13 protein-coding genes are annotated in these 16,511 nt (G+C 69.8%); 6 read left to right on the top strand and 7 right to left on the bottom strand.

Features of this window, described 5'->3' with window-relative positions:
* Position 1: 1 nt before the first annotated feature.
* A complete protein-coding gene (locus tag EV186_RS32835) occupies positions 2-154 on the bottom strand; it encodes a hypothetical protein (protein ID WP_243754418.1) in 153 nt (50 codons plus the stop codon).
* Positions 155-295: 141 nt separating this feature from the next.
* Between EV186_RS32835 and EV186_RS32830 the strand changes: the two genes are divergently transcribed.
* The 3 genes from EV186_RS32830 to EV186_RS32820 all read left to right on the top strand — a co-directional run bounded on the left by EV186_RS32830 (position 296) and on the right by EV186_RS32820 (position 3,529).
* Complete coding sequence (locus EV186_RS32830) at positions 296-925, top strand: GNAT family N-acetyltransferase (protein WP_208115904.1); 630 nt, start codon at positions 296-298, stop codon at positions 923-925.
* A gap of 11 nt (positions 926-936) precedes the next feature.
* Entirely contained in the window at positions 937-2,067 is a 1,131-nt protein-coding gene (locus tag EV186_RS32825; RefSeq protein ID WP_133853408.1) for a cytochrome P450 family protein, read from the top strand.
* 103 nt (positions 2,068-2,170) lie between these two features.
* Entirely contained in the window at positions 2,171-3,529 is a 1,359-nt protein-coding gene (locus EV186_RS32820) for an MFS transporter (protein WP_133853407.1), read from the top strand.
* A 165-nt stretch (positions 3,530-3,694) separates the two neighbouring features.
* On the opposite strand, the gene EV186_RS32815 is transcribed toward EV186_RS32820, so the two are convergent.
* On the bottom strand, positions 3,695-4,438 hold the full coding sequence (locus EV186_RS32815; protein WP_133853406.1) for an N-acetyltransferase: 744 nt from the start codon (positions 4,436-4,438) through the stop codon (positions 3,695-3,697).
* An 11-nt stretch (positions 4,439-4,449) separates the two neighbouring features.
* Positions 4,450-5,007, bottom strand: coding sequence for a TetR family transcriptional regulator (locus EV186_RS32810; RefSeq protein WP_133853405.1), 558 nt, complete (start codon positions 5,005-5,007; stop codon positions 4,450-4,452).
* An 85-nt stretch (positions 5,008-5,092) separates the two neighbouring features.
* Between EV186_RS32810 and EV186_RS32805 the strand changes: the two genes are divergently transcribed.
* The 3 genes from EV186_RS32805 to EV186_RS32795 all read left to right on the top strand — a co-directional run bounded on the left by EV186_RS32805 (position 5,093) and on the right by EV186_RS32795 (position 8,898).
* On the top strand, positions 5,093-5,986 hold the full coding sequence (locus EV186_RS32805) for an SDR family oxidoreductase (RefSeq protein WP_133853404.1): 894 nt from the start codon (positions 5,093-5,095) through the stop codon (positions 5,984-5,986).
* Positions 5,987-6,125: 139 nt separating this feature from the next.
* A complete protein-coding gene (locus tag EV186_RS32800; protein WP_133853403.1) occupies positions 6,126-7,376 on the top strand; it encodes a hypothetical protein in 1,251 nt (416 codons plus the stop codon).
* A gap of 22 nt (positions 7,377-7,398) precedes the next feature.
* Positions 7,399-8,898 (top strand): hypothetical protein, encoded by a 1,500-nt coding sequence (locus EV186_RS32795; RefSeq protein ID WP_133853402.1) that lies wholly within the window; start codon positions 7,399-7,401, stop codon positions 8,896-8,898.
* On the opposite strand, the gene glgB is transcribed toward EV186_RS32795, so the two are convergent.
* Genes glgB through EV186_RS32775 form a run of 4 tightly spaced genes read right to left on the bottom strand, consistent with a single transcriptional unit; the run spans position 8,882 to position 16,339 of the window.
* Complete coding sequence (glgB, locus tag EV186_RS32790; protein WP_133853401.1) at positions 8,882-11,089, bottom strand: 1,4-alpha-glucan branching protein GlgB; 2,208 nt, start codon at positions 11,087-11,089, stop codon at positions 8,882-8,884. The genes EV186_RS32795 and glgB overlap by 17 nt on opposite strands.
* On the bottom strand, positions 11,086-12,513 hold the full coding sequence (locus EV186_RS32785) for a maltokinase N-terminal cap-like domain-containing protein (protein WP_133853400.1): 1,428 nt from the start codon (positions 12,511-12,513) through the stop codon (positions 11,086-11,088). Before EV186_RS32785 ends, glgB begins: the two co-directional genes overlap by 4 nt.
* Positions 12,514-12,519: 6 nt before the next feature.
* Positions 12,520-14,328, bottom strand: coding sequence for a maltose alpha-D-glucosyltransferase (gene treS / locus EV186_RS32780; RefSeq protein WP_133853399.1), 1,809 nt, complete (start codon positions 14,326-14,328; stop codon positions 12,520-12,522).
* 49 nt (positions 14,329-14,377) lie between these two features.
* Positions 14,378-16,339: an alpha-1,4-glucan--maltose-1-phosphate maltosyltransferase gene (locus EV186_RS32775; protein WP_133853398.1), complete on the bottom strand. Its 1,962-nt coding sequence runs from the start codon at positions 16,337-16,339 to the stop codon at positions 14,378-14,380.
* Between the last annotated feature and the right edge of the window lie 172 nt (positions 16,340-16,511).

Raw genomic sequence — 16,511 nt, 5'->3', positions numbered from 1 at the left:
CTTACCGGATCCAGTAGGTGATGACGTGCTCGATGTTGTCGGCCATCATGGCCAGGGCCGCGCCGAACAGGTACGGGCGGCAGTCCTTGTTGCGCAGGGCGGCGAACTTGCGCGGCGGATCGGCGGTGGCCGCCGGCGCGGCGGGCGACTCCACGACGACATCGGGGACGGCAGCGGGGACGTGACCCGGCACTCCGCAGGCGGCACACATGGCTTGGCTTCCCCCATTTTCCGGCAACGCCCCCATCCTGAACCCCGTGGCCGAGGTCCGGGGTGTGGTGTTGTACACATGGTCGTGAGCGAGTCCCAGCCCGTGATCCGGCCCGACCGCAAGACCGATCGCGCCGCGCTGTTCGACGTGTGCGTGCGCACGGGGTACCTCGGCGGCGACGCCCGCGGCCGCCACCCGGACGACGACCTGCTGCCGACGATCTTCCTGGCGCCCTACCTCGACCTCGAGCCGGAACTGGCCTTCGTGGCGGACGACGGTGCGCAGGCCGTCGGTTACGTCGTCGGCACGGCCGACACCGAGGCGTTCGTCCGGCGCTTGCGCGCCGAGTACCTGCCGACCGTGGCCGACCGCTTCCCCGCCCCGCCCGACCCGCCGGTGACCGAGACCGACGGCCTGCTGGCGTTGCTGCACCGGCCCGAGCACATGCTGCACCCGGCCTTCGCCGCGCACCCCGCACACCTGCACATCGACCTGCTGCCGGGCCACCAGCGGCGCGGGCTGGGCCGGGCGCTGATGGCCGGGTTCCTCGGCACGCTCGCCGCTCGCGGGGTCGCGGGCGTGCACCTGACCATGGTCACCGCGAACACCGCGGCGCGGGCGTTCTACGACCGGCTCGGGTTCCGCGAACTGCCCCCGGCCGACCCCGTGGTCACCCACCTCGCGCGGTCGACCGGGCCGCTCGAAGATCACTAAGCTCACCCGCCATGAGCCCGTTACCGGATCCGTTCGCGGTCACAGAGCGCGGTGTCACCGAGGCCAGGCCGGCGCACGCGGCGCTGCGGGCGGCCGGGCCGCTGGTCCGGATCGACGCCCCGGCGGGCGGGTCCGCCTGGCTCGTCACCGAGGACGCGCTGGCTCGCCAGGTGCTCACCGACCCCCGGTTGGCCAAGGATCCGGCGCTGGCACCCGAGGCGTGGTCGCGGATCGGGCTCGAACCCACCGCCGCCGAGCAGACGTCGATGACCACGGCCGACGGCCCGGTCCACGCCGGGCTGCGCCGCGCGCACGCGCCGCTGTTCTCCGCGCGTGGCATGGGCGAGCACTACGACCGGATGACCGCGATCGCCCGGGAACTGCTCACCGAGGTGGCCGACGGAGAAGTCGATCTCGCCGTCGATTTCGCCACCCGTTTCCCGGTCACCGCGATCTGCGACCTGCTCGGCGTCCGCGACTACGGCGAGCGCGCGAGCGCCGCCTGCCGCGCCATGTTCACCGCGGACGCCGGTCCCGCGTTCGGCACGTTCATGGAGTTGGCGACCGTCGCGCTGACCGAGCGCGGCGACAACCTGGCGACCGCGTTGCGCGACCGGCTGCCGGACGGCACCAGCGAGAACGATCTGCGCTACTGCGTGTTCCTGATCGTCTTCGCCGGTCAGATCACGATGGACTCCTCGCTCGGGTTCCTCGTCGCCCACCTGCTGCACGAGCGCCCCGACCTGCCCGACCGCCGCGCGCTGGACGCCTACGTGCAGCAGAACCTGCGCCTGCACCCGCCCGCGCCGTACACGTTGTGGCGGTTCACCACCGAGGAGGTCGAGCTGGCCGGGCAGACCCTCGCCGCCCACTCACCGGTGCTGGTCGACCTGGCGGGCATCACGCTCGACCCGGACCGACCCGAGGGCCCGGACCTGGTGTTCGGCGCGGGACCGCACTTCTGCGTGGGCGCCCAGCTGGCCCAGCTGCTGCTGCGCGCGGTCGCCGACGTGCTCACCCACGACTTCCCGGCCGCCCGGCTCGCCGTCCCGTTCGAGCAGCTGCGCCAGCGGGATTTCGGTGGCACCCAAGGAAGCCACCTCACCGCGCTGCCGGTGCGGCTGCGACCGGACGGCGTCTGACTCGTCACATCTGCGACGTGCACGCTGGTGCCGCGCGGCCAAGTTGCCTAACATTCGTTAGGTAACTTACCGATCACCTGTTAGGTGAGCACCAGGAGCACGCATGGCCGAGACCGCACCCGCAGATCATCACGCTCACCACCACCCGCCGGCCGCGAGCCCGTTCCGGCAACCCAAGGCGGTGTGGGCTGTCGCGTTCGCGTGCGTCATCTCCTTCATGGGCATCGGTCTCGTCGACCCGATCCTGCCCGCGCTGTCCACCCAGCTGAACGCCTCGCCCAGCCAGGTCACGCTGCTGTTCACCAGCTACCTGGTGGTGACGGCCGTGGCCATGCTGGTGACGGGCTGGGTGTCCAGCCGCATCGGCGCGAAGAACACCCTGATCGCCGGGCTGGTGCTGATCGTCGTGTTCGCCGGGCTCGCGGGCGCCTCGGACTCGGTGGCCGGCATCGTCGGTTTCCGCGCGGGCTGGGGCCTGGGCAACGCCTTGTTCATCGCGACCTCGCTCGCCGTCATCGTCGGCTCGGCGTCCGGCGGGTTCGCCGGGGCGATCGTCCTCTACGAGACCGCGCTGGGCGTGGGCATCGCGTGCGGCCCGATCCTGGGTGCGGTGCTGGGCAACATCAGCTGGCGCGGCCCGTTCGTCGGCGTCTCGGTGCTGATGGCGATCGCGCTCGTCGCGACCGTGCTGTTCGTGTCCAAGACCCCGAAGCCACCGAAGCCCGCACCGCTGTCAGCGCCGCTGAAGGCGTTGCGCCACCGCGGTTTGCTGACTATGGGCATCACGGCGCTGCTCTACAACTGGGGTTTCTTCACGATGCTCGGGTACGTGCCCTTCCCGATGCACCTGTCGATCTACCAGCTGGGCGCGGTGTTCTTCGGCTGGGGCGTGCTGGTCGCGCTCTTCTCGGTGTTCTTCGCGCCGCGCCTGCAGGCCCGGTTCGGCACGGCGCCGACGTTGTACGCCAACCTGTTCCTGTTCGCGGTGATCCTCGCCGTGATCGCCACGTTCACCAGCACGGTCGCGGTCCTGGTGGTGGCGGTGATCCTGGCGGGCGCGCTGATCGGCATCAACAACACGCTGACCACGCAGGCGGTCATGCTGGTGGCACCGGTCGACCGGCCGGTGGCCTCGGCGGCGTACGGCTTCGTCCGGTTCATCGGCGGCGGCCTCGCCCCGTACGCGGCGGGCCTGCTCGCCGAGCACCTCAACGTGCACGTGCCGTTCTACCTCGGCGCGGGCGCGGAACTGCTGGCGATCGCCGTGCTGGCCACGGGCCACAAGCTGCTCGCCAAGGCTGACGAGCAACTGGCCGCCGACGAGGAAGCCCATGATGGGGAGCCCGACCTGGACGCGCTCGAGGTGGCCGAGGTCGAGGCCGACGCCACCGGCGAACCCGGCGTGTTCGAGCGCGCCATGATCGCGGCGGTGCCGAACCCGGACGCCCCGACCCGCGACTGAGCCGACCACCCCGCGGCCGGGTTCGGCATCGCCTTGAAGGCGATCATGCCGGAGCGCGGAGCGCGACCATGCAACACCGTCAGCTACCACCCCACCAACTGATCCTGTTCTCCGGCAAAGCCGCCGTACCCGTTGGTGCGGCGGCTTTGCCGTGCTTTGCCGAAGTCAGGCGAGGTCGTGGCGGACCCACACGTTGGGCTCCACGTAGACCGCGCGGTCGTGCGCCTGGGAAACCAGTACGGGCACCAAAGCCTTCGGCACCGCGACTTCGCCGTCGGTGTCGAAGGGCAGCCCGGTCCACTCGCGCCACTGGCGCAGCGAGCCCGCGACCACCATCGACGCCGGCGCGATCCGCTCGATCGTGCCGCCTGCGCGCACGTGCACGCGCAGCCACGGATCAACCGGCAGGCCGTCTTCGCGGGTGCGGTAGGCGTACTCGCTCATCGGCTCGGCGAGGTCGGTCTTGCCGTTGGGCCGCACCGGCGCGTACAGCGTGGCATGGCCGAGCGCGGCGACCGCGTCCCGCATCGCGCGCAACATCAGGTGGGACAAGCCGGTGCCCGCGTGCGACGGGTGGATGAGGATCTCCAGCGCACTGCTCACCGTCGGCGTCCGTCCGCGCCTGCGGTCGGCGAACGCCCACATGAGCACTGCATCCCAGCCGCCGTCGGGTAGTTCCGTGCGGTGCTCGTCGGGGAACACGAACGGCACGCTGCGCCCGACCGCCACGAGGTCCTCGCCCGCGGTGGCGACCACTGTCTGTTCGGGGAACTCCGCGGACACCATGCCGAACAACGTGTCGCCCACCCGGTCATGGGTCACGAATTCCGGCCAGATGCCGTCGAGGCGACTAAATTGTTCAGCAAGCGCCGGTCGCGCGGCGAGCGTGGTGATCTCCACATCGGACATGCACCAAGAAACTACTGCAAGGCGCGCAGTGCGGCGGCCGCCTCCGCGACGCAGTCGGCGAACGCGGGCGGCTCCTCTTCGGCGACCCAGCGCGCGAAGGCGACGTGGAAGACCGTCACGGCGCTGTGCGCGGCCAGGCTCGCCACCGGTTCGGTGACGCCGCGTTCGTGCAGGGCCTTGGTCGTCGACTCCGTCATGGCCGCCAGCTTCAGCAGTTCCCGTTCCTGCAGGCTGGGGTTCGCCGCGACGATGCGGGAGCGGCGCATCGAGAACTCGTGACGGTCGGCCAGCAACTCCCCGGCGGCGGTGATGCCGGCGAGGGCCGCGTCCAACGGCGAGAGCTCCGCCGGGGCCGCCACCGTCACGTCGTGGACGGTGTGCTCCATCGTGTGGGCGCCGTCGAAGAGGACCTCGCGCTTGTCGGCGAAGTGGCGGAAGAACGTGCGCTCGGTGACGCCGGCCTTCTCGGCGATGTCGCCCGCGGTGGTCTGGTCGAAGCCACGCTCGTCGAAGAGCTCGAGGGCGGCGCGGATCATCCGCCCCTGCGCGTCCGGTTCCCAGCGAGCCATGGGCCCAGTCTAGTGATGGCAGCGGCTGACATCACGTGCTAGTGTCGATGTCAGTCACTGTCATCACTAGCGGAAGAAGCAGAACATGCAGGTCTTCGTCACCGGTGCGTCCGGCTGGATCGGCTCGGCGGTCACCGACGAGTTGCTCGCACACGGCCACAAGGTCGTCGGGCTCGCCCGGTCCGACGCGTCGGCCGCCGCGCTCGACGCGAAGGGCGCCACCGCCCACCGCGGCCGCCTCGACGACCTCGACAGCCTGGCCACCGCGGCCGAGGCCGCCGACGCCGTCATCCACCTCGCCTTCAACCACGACTTCGCGAACTACACCGAGGCCGGACGGCTCGAGCACGCCGCCGTCAAGCGCATGCTCGACACGCTGGCGGGCAGCGACCGGCCGTTCTTGATCGCGTCCGGTCTCGCCTCCGGTGTCCCTGGCAAGCCGCTGACCGAGGACGACCCGTCCCCGTTCCACGGCGCCGACTCGATGCGCGGCGGCAGCGAGAACCTCGCCCTGTCCTACGCCGAGCGCGGGGTACAGCCGGTGGCGCTGCGCTTCTCGCCGACCGTGCACGGCATGGGCGACCACGGCTTCACCTCGGCGTTGACCAAGGTCGCCAAGGAGCGCGGCGCGGCCGGCTACGTCGACGACGGCGCGACCCGCTGGGCGGCCGTGCACCGCACCGACGCCGCACGCCTGGTGCGGCTCGCGCTGGAGAATCCGCAGGCAAGCACGCGCGTGCACGCCGTCGCCGAGGGCGGCATCCCGTCCCGCGACATCGCGGCAGCGATCGGCGACTACCTGGGCGTGCCGACGGTGTCGGTGGCCCGCGCGGACGCCGACGCGCACTTCGGCTGGATCGGGCGCTTCTTCGGCATGGACCTGCCCGCGTCCAGCGAGCGGACCCGGGAGCTGCTCGGCTGGACGCCGACCGGTCCGACGCTGTTCGAGGACATCGCCGCCGGGGCTTACGCCCTCTGATCCCCCGCGCGCCGGCCCGCTTCCTGCCCCGAAGGGCAAGCCACCGAGCAACCGACCGTGCCTTCGATCTTCTGTGCCACCGACTGTCGCATTCGTACGGTCGGCGGTGAATCCCCGTCGGGGGGCAAGGAGGGTCGTGATGGCCGACATCGAAGACTTCGGATGGGTCGCGGACGAGCACCGGGAGGTGCTGGGCAACAGCCAGACCAGCGCGTGGGAAGACCAGTGGCCGGAGTTCTTCGGTCGCTACCTGGACCACCGGTGGCCCGGCTGGGCGCAGGCGTCCGACGAGGAACGCACCGAATGGTTGCGGCCACGGATCGAGGCGCTTGCGCTCGGCTGGGTCACCGCCGAGCAGCGGGCGTGGCTGGGACAGCTGACCGGGGACCGCGGCGATTGGCGGGACTGGCTGCCGGTGCAGCTGGACGAGTGGTGGCCGGAATGGGACCAGTCCACGCCGGCGGAGCTGGCCGGCTGGTTGAACAGCTACCTGCCGAGCCTGCTCCCACCGGCCACTGAGGACCCGAGCGCGCTCGGGTGGGTCACCGAATCCCAGCAGGCACAACTGGAAGCGCTCCAGGCGACCCACGGCGACTGGCGCGAGTGGCTGCCCGCTCAGCTGACCGCATGGTGGCCACAGTGGACCGAGGCCACCACCGACCGGCTCGTTCCGTGGCTGGACGAAGCGCTGCCCGGCCTCGCCGTTCCCGTCGACGGCGGGGCCGACCCGCGGGACCTGGCCTGGGTCACCGAGGCCCAGCGAGCGCAACTGGAAGCGCACCGCCCGACCCGCGGCGACTGGCGCGAATGGCTGCCGGAGCAACTGAACCAGTGGTGGCCGGAGTGGACCGCGTCCACACCCGACCAGCTCACGCCGTGGCTCGACGAGGCCATGGTCGCGCTCGGCCCGGCACCGGTGGCCGACACGGCGGCTGACACAGTGGCCGACACGGGGACCACTGCAGTCGACGTGGCCGAAAGCGTCAACCCGCTCGACGAGATCGAGGTGTCGCCGGAGGAGATCCCCGCCGAGGACAAGCCCGCCGCACTGTCCGATCCGGACAACGTCTTCAGCCTCGCGTGGGTGACCGAGAGCCAAGGCAGCCAACTCGACGAGATGACCGAGATCCGGGGCGACTGGCACGACTGGCTCATCGACGAGATGACCGAACGCCGTCCCGAATGGGTGGACCTGAGCCCGGACGAGCTGACGGCGTGGCTCGACGACCTGATCCCGCTGCTCGTGCTGCCCACCGACGCGGACGCACTGATCGGCTCGCTGAACGACGCCTTCGAGAACAACCCGGAGATGTCGGAGCTCGCCGCCGAGTTCACCGAGGAAGAACTCGCCGAGATCATCGAACAAGCGCTCCTCAGCCGCGCCGAGTGAGCCGGGAAGACGGGACGACATCGTGACTGCCACGAAGACCGCGACCAAGGAAGAGAAGAAGAGCGTCCTGATCGAGTACTTGCAGTCGGTCGGCGACATCGACATGAACTACCCGAAGACGGTCATCAAGACCCTGAGCAACATGTCTTCGGTGAAGATCCGGACCACAGCGCGGAACAAGACCTACAAGGCGGCCGGCGAGAAGGCCGTGAAGAACGTCAAGGACAGCGACTACCGGACCTTCGGCGAGATCGCCATCGAGATGGAGGCCTACCGCAAGCTGTTCCGCATCGAGGTCGAGACCTGCGACATGCTGTTCAAGTCGATCGGCGAGTTCCTGAAGCTCGAGATCATGCTGCACACCCAGACCGGGAAGAACACGCTCTACGACGCGCAGTACCGGACCTACAAGGTGCTCAAGACGCACAAGAACATCGTCGCGCCCGCGTACTACAAGTTGAGCAAGCTGGTCAACGAGGAACAGAACGGCAGGCCCGCCACCACCAAGATCTCGACGAAGTCCATGGAGGGCCTGCTGCGGTTCATCGCCGAGCAGAAACTGGCCATGGAGGACCGGATCGCGGACCTCGACGCCGTCGAGGCGGACTGCAAGAAGGCCCTGTCGTTCGAGGCCATCAAGGTGTACGTGAAGAACCACCCGGACGACGCGCACAAGATGCTGGAAAGCGGCATCAAGACCATCAACCAGGGCGTAGCCGGGTACAACCGCGCCACCGGGGTCGTCGGCGACACCGTCGGCTTCGGCAGCGGCGGCGCGGGCAAGGCCGTCGACGTGACCAATTCGGTGATCAGCATCGGCACCGCGTTCCTCGGCAAGGCCTTGATCTCGGCCAGTGTGCACCGGCAGGCCAAGAAGCGGCTGGCGCAGAAGGACGGCCTCGACGACGTCGTCGCGTTCCTCAACCGCGACAAGGCCGCCGTGGCCCGGGACCTCGCCAAACGCTACGTCGACGACCTGGAGATGAACCTGGACATGCTCGACCCGGTGGTGGACGGCGGCAACATGCTCGCCGGGTTCGCCCTCGACTCGGTCGGCGCGGGCGCGGCGACCAAGCTCACCGCCCTCGTCTGGCCCGCCCTCAAGCTCGGCCTGGTCAAGGCGGCCCAGGGTTACCAGAACCAACGGCTGAAGCTGCTGGAGGACAAGCTCAACGAGGTTCCCCCGAAGGGCGACGAGCAGTCGCGCATGACCAAGACCCTCGACAAGGCCAACGCCCTCTGGCAGGAGTGGTACACCAACAGCCTCGAGGAGATCAAGGAGACCGTGAAGAACGAACTCGCCAGCCTCGGCCCGCAGAAGCTGGCCGAGATCGCGGTCGGCGAGCTGGTCGCGATCTTCGTCAAGGAGATGCTCGGCAACCTGGAACTCAAGCCCGCGCAGGAGTTCAGCGGGGACACCCTCGTCTCCCACCTGATGATGATGACGGGCACGCGGGAGAACGCCCGGCGCAAGGTCGAGGCGCAGGACGCGGCGAAGGCCAGGGCTACGCAGGCGAGCTGAGCCAGAGCACGGCGGCCGGTGGCAGCTGCACCACAGCTGACGCCGGCCGGCCGTGCCACGGCTCGTCGACCGCGACGACCTCACCCATGTTGCCGACGCCGGAACCGCCGTAGGTCTCGGCGTCGGTGTTGATGACCTCGCGCCAGGTGCCCGCGGCCGGCATGCCGACCTTGTAGTTCAGGTGCGGGACGCCCGCGAAGTTCGCCACGCACACCAGCCGCGAACCGTCGGCGCCGACGCGCACGAAGCTCAGCACGTTGCCGCCGGCGTCGTTGGCGTCGATCCACTCGAAGCCCTCGGGACGGGTGTCCGCGCTGTAGAGCGCAGGCTCCGCCTTGTACACGGAGTTCAAGTCCCGCAACAGGTCCTGCACGCCGCGGTGCAGCGGCTGGTCGAGCAGGTGCCAGTCGATCGAGCGGGACTCCGACCACTCCCCCTCCTGACCGAACTCGCCACCCATGAACAGCAGCTGCTTGCCCGGGTGGGCCCACATGAACGCCAGCAGCGAGCGCAGACCCGCCGCCTTGTTCCATGCGTCGCCCGGCATGCGCTGCCACAGCGATCCCTTGCCGTGCACCACTTCGTCGTGCGAGAGCGGCAGCACGAAGTTCTCGCTCCACGCGTAGACCAGCGAGAAGGTCATCTCGTTGTGGTGGTAGGAGCGGTGCACGGGTTCGTGGCCGAGGTAGCTGAGCGTGTCGTGCATCCAGCCCATGTTCCACTTGAAGCCGAAGCCGAGCCCGCCGAGGTGGGTCGGGCGGGTGACGCCGGGCCACGCCGTGGACTCCTCGGCGATCATCACCACGCCGGGGTGTCGCTTGTAGACGGTCGCGTTCAGCTCCTGCAGGAACCGCACGGCATCCAGGTTCTCCCGGCCGCCGTACTCGTTGGGCAGCCACTGCCCTTCGACCCGCGAGTAGTCCAGGTAGAGCATCGACGCGACGGCGTCGACCCGCAGCCCGTCGAGGTGGTACTCCTCCAGCCAGAACAAGGCGTTGGCCACGAGGAAGTTGCGCACCTCGTTGCGGCCGAAGTCGAACACGTACGTGCCCCAGTCCGGCTGCTCGCCGCGGCGGGGATCGGCGTGCTCGTAGAGCGGCGTGCCGTCGAAGCGCGCCAGCGCCCACTCGTCGCGCGGGAAGTGCGCGGGCACCCAGTCCATCAGGACGCCGACGCCGTGCTGGTGCAACCGGTCGACGAACTCGCGGAACTCGTCGGGTGAGCCGAACCGCGAGGTCGGCGCGAAGTAGGACGTGACCTGGTAGCCCCACGAGCCGCCGAACGGGTGCTCGGTGACGGGCAGCAGTTCGACGTGGGTGAAGCCCAGGTCGGTGGCGTAGGCCGCCAGCTGGTCGGCGAGGTCCAAGTAGGACAGACCGGGCCGCCACGAGCCGAGGTGCACCTCGTAGATCGACATCGGTGCGTCGGCCCAGTTGGTCGCCTGGCGGCGGGCCAGCCACGCGTCGTCGTTCCACGAGTGCAGCGGCTCGACCACCTTGGACGCGGTGGCCGGCGGCACCTCGGTGGCGAACGCCAGCGGGTCGGCCTTCTCGTGCCAGTGCCCGTCCTTGCCCAGCACCTTGAACTTGTAGCAGGTGCCCGCGCCGACGCCCGGCACGAACAGCTCCCACACCCCGGACGACCCGAGCGAGCGCATCGGGTACGCCTGGCCGTCCCAGTGGTTGAAGTCGCCGATCACGCGCACGCCCTGCGCGTTGGGCGCCCACACCGCGAACGACACGCCCTCCACGACGCCGTTCGCGGTGTCGTAGGTGCGCACGTGCGCGCCGAGCGCCTCCCACAGCCGCTCGTGGCGGCCCTCGCCGATCAGGTGCAGGTCGAGCTCGCCGACCGTGGGCAGCCAGCGGTACGGGTCGTCGACGGTCTCGACGTGGTCGCCGTAGCCGACCTCGAGCCGGTAGTCACCGGGGTTGTTCGGCAGCACACCCACGAACAGGCCGTCGCGCACGTGGGTCAGCGGCGTCTTGTCGCCCTCGCTGAGCACCGTGACCGAGTTCGCGTGCGGGCGCAGGGCACGCACGACGATCTGCTCGTCGGCACCGCTGCCGATGGTGTGCACGCCGAGCAGGCCGTGCGGGTCGTGGTGCGAACCGCCGAGCAGGCGGTCGAGTTCCTCGGCGCGCGGCGCCGGGTCGGGCAGCGGGCTGGGCGTGCCTGGGACCGCAGTCACGTTCGGTCGCCTCCGTCGGTGATCCGGGCGATCGAGGCCAACGGCACGCCCAGCCAGTCCGGCCGGTTGGCGTGCTCGTAGGACACCTCGTACACCGCCTTGTCGAGTTCGAACGCACGCAGGAGCGTGCTTTGCTCACGCGGGTCGCCGAGGCCGGCGGTCCCACCCGCGACCGCGGCGGCATAACCCTCGCAGAAGGCCTCACGGTTGCGCGTCGCCCACTCCAGCGCGCGCTCGACGTGGGCCTCGTCGGCGTCCTGGCCGACCAGCAGCGAGTGCGCCGCGTAGTCGAAGGACCGCAACATGCCCGCTACGTCGCGCAACGGCGAGCGCAACGCACGCCGTTCGTCGACACTGGCCGCCGGCTCGCCCTCGAAGTCGATCAGCAGCCAGCCGCCGACGGTGCGCAGCACCTGGCCCAGGTGCAGGTCACCGTGGATGGACTGCATCGTGATGATCCCGGTCTCCTCCCGCAGCCCGCGCACCTGCTCGAAGGCCGAGCGCAGCGCCGGCACGTGCGGGATCAGGTCGGGCACCCGCGCGGCGACCGCGTCCAGCCGGTCCAGCATCGCCTTCACCGTGCGGTCGAGCTCCCCGGCGTCCACCGGTTCGCTGCCCAGCGCCCGCGCCAGGTCGGCGTGCACCTCGGCGACCGAGGCGCCGAGCCGCTCGGCCTCGCCCGCGAAGTCGCCGCCGACCTCGTCGGGGTGGGGCTGCGCGCCGGGGTCCTCCGGGGTCGACGGCGCGGCCATCAGGTCGCGCACGCTGGTCGTGGCCATGGCCCAGCCGTCCACGGCGTCAGGCAGGAACTGCTGCAGCATGCCGACCGTGACCGGTTCGCCGGCCAGCTCACCGGTGATCGAGCCGAGCGGCTGCGCAATGTGCGTGCTGCCGACGTCACGCAGGGCCCGGTGCAGCACCAGGTCCTTGTTCTCGCCGGTGCTGAGCTTGCGGAAGAGCTTGAGGATGTAGCGGCTGCCGTACACCAGCGAGGTGTTGCTCTGCTCGGAGGTGATCGGGCGCGCGCGCAGGCCGGGCTCCAGTTCGACACCCGGCTCGTGGGCGAACCGCAGCGTGCCGACCTGCTCGCCCTCGATCATCTTGGTGAGCAGGACCGCGGTCAGGTCGGCGTCGCCGGACGCCTCGTACAGCCCGACCGGATCGGTGGTGATCCAGCTGGCCGCGCTGACGTCCGGTGGTTGTGAGCAGTGGCCGACCAGCAGCTGGTAGGGCTCGACGCGGTCGTCCTGCACCACCTCCACGACGACGTGGAGCAGCAGCGGATCACCGTCGAGCACGACCGTGCTCGCCAGCGGCCGCACCGCGGTGACCGGCCTGTCCTTGCCGGCGAACCACCGCTGCGACGGTAGCCACCGCGGTAAGGCGGCGGCCAGCTCCTCGAGCAGTTCGGGCCGGTCGGTCAACTCAGCTCACCTCGATTCGCCCAGCTGCTCGGGCTCGAGCAGCTGGAACCAGTAGAAGCCGTGTCCGGGCAGGGTCAGCAGGTACGAGAGTTCCCCGATCTCGGGGAACCGAACACCCCCGGTCAGCTCGATGGGCGTGCTGCCCCGGTGCATGGCCAGGTCCAGCTCCACCGGCTGCGGGAAGCGGGACAGGTTGTTCACGCAGAGCACCACGTCCTGGCGGCCGTCCGGGCGCAGCCACTGCCGCTTGTACGCCAGCACGCTCGGGTTGGACCCGCCGAGGTCGATGAACTCACCCTCGGCGAACGCGTGGTGCTGCTTGCGCACCTCGATCATCCGGCGGGTCCAGTTCAGCAACGACATCGCGTTGTTGGACTGGGCCTCCACGTTGATCGCCTGGTAGCCGTACACCGGGTCCATGATCACCGGCAGGTAGATCCGACCGGGGTCGCACGAGGAGAAACCCGCGTTGCGGTCCGGTGTCCACTGCATCGGGGTCCGCACCGCGTCGCGGTCGCCGAGCCAGATGTTGTCGCCCATGCCGATCTCGTCACCGTAGTAGAGAACGGGCGAGCCGGGCAGCGAAAGCAACATCGCCGTGAACAACTCCTGCTGGTTGCGGTCGTTGTCCAGCAGCGGCGCCAGGCGTCTGCGAATGCCGATGTTGGCCTTCATCCGCGGGTCCTTGGCGTACTCCGAGTACATGTAGTCGCGTTCTTCGTCGGTCACCATCTCGAGCGTCAGCTCGTCGTGGTTGCGCAGGAAGATGCCCCACTGCGCGTTGTCGGGGATCTTCGGCGTCTGGTCGAGGATCTCCGAGATCGGGAAGCGCGACTCGCGGCGCACGGCCATGAAGATGCGCGGCATCAACGGGAAGTGGAACGCCATGTGGCATTCGTCGCCGCCGGCGGCCGGGTCGCCGAAGTACTCGACGACGTCCGAGGGCCACTGGTTGGCCTCGGCGAGCAGGATCCGGCCGGGGTACTCGTCGTCGACGACCTTGCGGCACCGCTTGAGGAACTCGTGCGTGCGCGGCAGGTTCTCGCAGTTCGTGCCCTCCTCCTCGAAGAGGTAGGGCACGGCGTCGAGGCGGAAGCCGTCGATGCCGAGGTCCAGCCAGAACCGCAGCACGTCCAGCATCGCTTCCTGGACTTCCGGGTTCTCGTAGTTCAGGTCGGGCTGGTGGGAGAAGAACCGGTGCCAGTAGAACTGGCCGCGCACCGGGTCATAGGTCCAGTTCGAGGACTCGGTGTCGACGAAGATGATCCGCGCGTCGGCGTAGCGCGAGTCGTCGTCGCTCCACACGTAGTAGTCGCCGTACGGGCCCTCGGGGTCGGTGCGGGACTGCTGGAACCACGGGTGCGCGTCCGAGGTGTGGTTGAGCACCAGGTCGGTGATCACCCGGATGTTGCGCTTGTGCGCCTCGTCGAGCAGGTGGACGAAGTCGTCGACGCTGCCGAACTCCGGCAGCACGGCCCGGAAGTCGGAGATGTCGTACCCGCCGTCACGCAGCGGGGAGGCGTAGAACGGCGGCAGCCACAGGCAGTCCACGCCGAGCCATTGCAGGTAGTCCAGGCGGCTGGCCAGGCCACGCAGGTCGCCGGTCCCGTCGCCGTTGGAGTCGGTGAAGGCCCGGACCAGCACCTCGTAGAAGACCGCGCCCTTGAACCAGTGCGGATCGCTCGGCGCCTGTTCGGCGTGCTCGAAGTCCTCGGACTGCGGCTCGACGAGCATGCCTTCGTTGGTGATCGACTCCCCGGTGTGCGGCACCCCGTCCAGCCCGAGTGCCGCGTCGGGCCGTGTCCCCTCCTCCATCAGCAACCACCTCGCCCGGTCCGGTTCCCCAACATCAACGGCCCTAACATCAACGACCCACCGCCACGGCCACGATGTGCGCCACGGCGCGCCACGGCTCCAGTCGTACGAAGTTCGTCGCGCCCCAATCCCAGGTCTCGCCGGTGACCTCGTCGCGGGCGGTGAGCCGATCGTGCCACTGCAGCCCGAGCGACGGCAGGTCCAGGCAGAGCGTGCCTTCCTGGGCGTGGTGCGGGTCCAACGTGATCACCATGACCATGGTGTCCCCGGTGGCCGGGTCCTGCTTGCTGAACGCGAGCAGGTTGTCGTTGCCGATGTGGTGGAAACGCAAGGTGCGCAACTGATGCAGCGCCGGATGAGCGCGCCGGATCTCGTTGAGCCGGGTGAGCCACGGCTGCAGCGAACGGCCGGCGGCGAGCTCGCCCGCGAAGTCGCGGTGGCGCAGCTGGTACTTCTCCGAGTCCAGGTACTCCTCGCTGCTCGGGCGGACCGCCTGGTGCTCGAACAGCTCGTAGCCGGAATACACGCCCCATGTCGGCGACAGCGTCGCCGCGAGCGCGGCTCGCAGGGCGAACATCGCCGGGCCACCGTGCTGCAGCGACTCGTGCAGGATGTCCGGGGTGTTGACGAACAGGTTGGGCCGGCCGATGTGCCAGTGCTCGACCAGGTCCTGGGCGAACTCGGTCAGCTCCTGCTTGCCGGTGCGCCAGGTGAAGTACGTGTAGCTCTGGCTGAACCCGAGCTTCGCCAGCCCCCACAGCCGGGCCGGCTTGGTGAACGCCTCGGCGAGGAACACCACGTCCGGGTGGGCCGTGCGCACCTTCTCGATCAGCCACGTCCAGAAGTTCGGCGGCTTGGTGTGCGGGTTGTCGACCCGGAAGATCCGCACCCCGTGGCCGACCCAGTGCAGGACCACACGCAGCACCTCTTCGTAGAGGCCTTCGGGGTCGTTGTCGAAGTTCAGCGGGTAGATGTCCTGGTAGCGCTTGGGCGGGTTCTCCGCGTACGCGATCGTGCCGTCGGGCCTGGTGGTGAACCACTCCGGGTGCTTGAGCACCCACGGGTGATCGGGCGCGCACTGCAAGGCCAGGTCGAGCGCGACCTCCATGCCGAGCTCGCCCGCGCGGGCGACGAAAGCGTCGAAGTCCTCGATGGTGCCCAGCAACGGGTGGATCGCGTCGTGGCCGCCCTCGCTCGCTCCGATGGCCCACGGCGAGCCGACGTCGTCGGGCCCGGCGACGAGGGTGTTGTTGGGGCCCTTGCGGTTCTCGTGGCCGATCGGGTGGATCGGCGGCAGGTACACCACGTCGAAACCCATGGCGGCAACGCGATCGAGCTCCGCGGTCGCCGTGGCGAACGTGCCGTGCTCCCCCGCGTTGCCGGTCGAGCGCGGGAAGAACTCGTACCAGGAGCCGAACGCCGCGCGCTCGCGGTCGACCCGGATCTTGCGGGTCGGGCCCTTGGTCAGCAGGTCGCGGACCGGGTGCTCGTGCATGATCCGGCGCACGTCGTCACCGAGCGCAGGGGCGAGCCGCTCGTCCAGCGGCCGCTCGACGTCGCGCAGAGCGGCGGCCGCGATGGACAGCACGGCGCGGTCGGCCCGGCGATCGGGGCGCCGGGAGACGCGGTCGATCAGCTGTGCGCCGGCCTCCAGGTCGTTGGCCAGTTCGATCGCGTCCTGCCCGGCCGCGACCTTGGCATCGATGGCGTGCAGCCAGGTGCGCCACGGGTCGCTCCACGCGTCCACGCGGAAGGTCCACAGGCCTTCGCCGTCGGGCACCAGCACGCCGCCGAACCGGTCCGGCTCCTCCGGGCCCAGCTCGGTCATGCGGGTCTGCCGGGCCACGCGGTCACCCGGGCCGCGCCAGACGAGCGTGGCCGACACCGCGTCGTGCCCCTCACGCCACACGGTCGCGGTCACGGGAACGTGTTCGCCCCGCACCGCCTTGGCTGGATATCGGCCGCAACTGACCACCGGGGTCACGTCGTCGATGGCGATCCGGTCGGCCATGCGGGCAGGTCCCTTCGATCGAGGCAGGCGGCGACGCTGATTCGATCAAGCACTACGTACCCGGGACACAGAGGGGTGAAACTCCGGGCATGGGTCAACGCGCCTGAACGGCAACCAGCGCGCATGATTCTGGCGGCAGGCGACGCCGAGCGCCACTCGACACGGGTGAACC

Source organism: Labedaea rhizosphaerae (assembly GCF_004362825.1).
Lineage (GTDB): Bacteria > Actinomycetota > Actinomycetes > Mycobacteriales > Pseudonocardiaceae > Labedaea > Labedaea rhizosphaerae.
The sequence above is the reverse complement of the archived record's forward strand: the minus strand, read 5'-3'. Positions and strand labels throughout refer to the sequence as shown.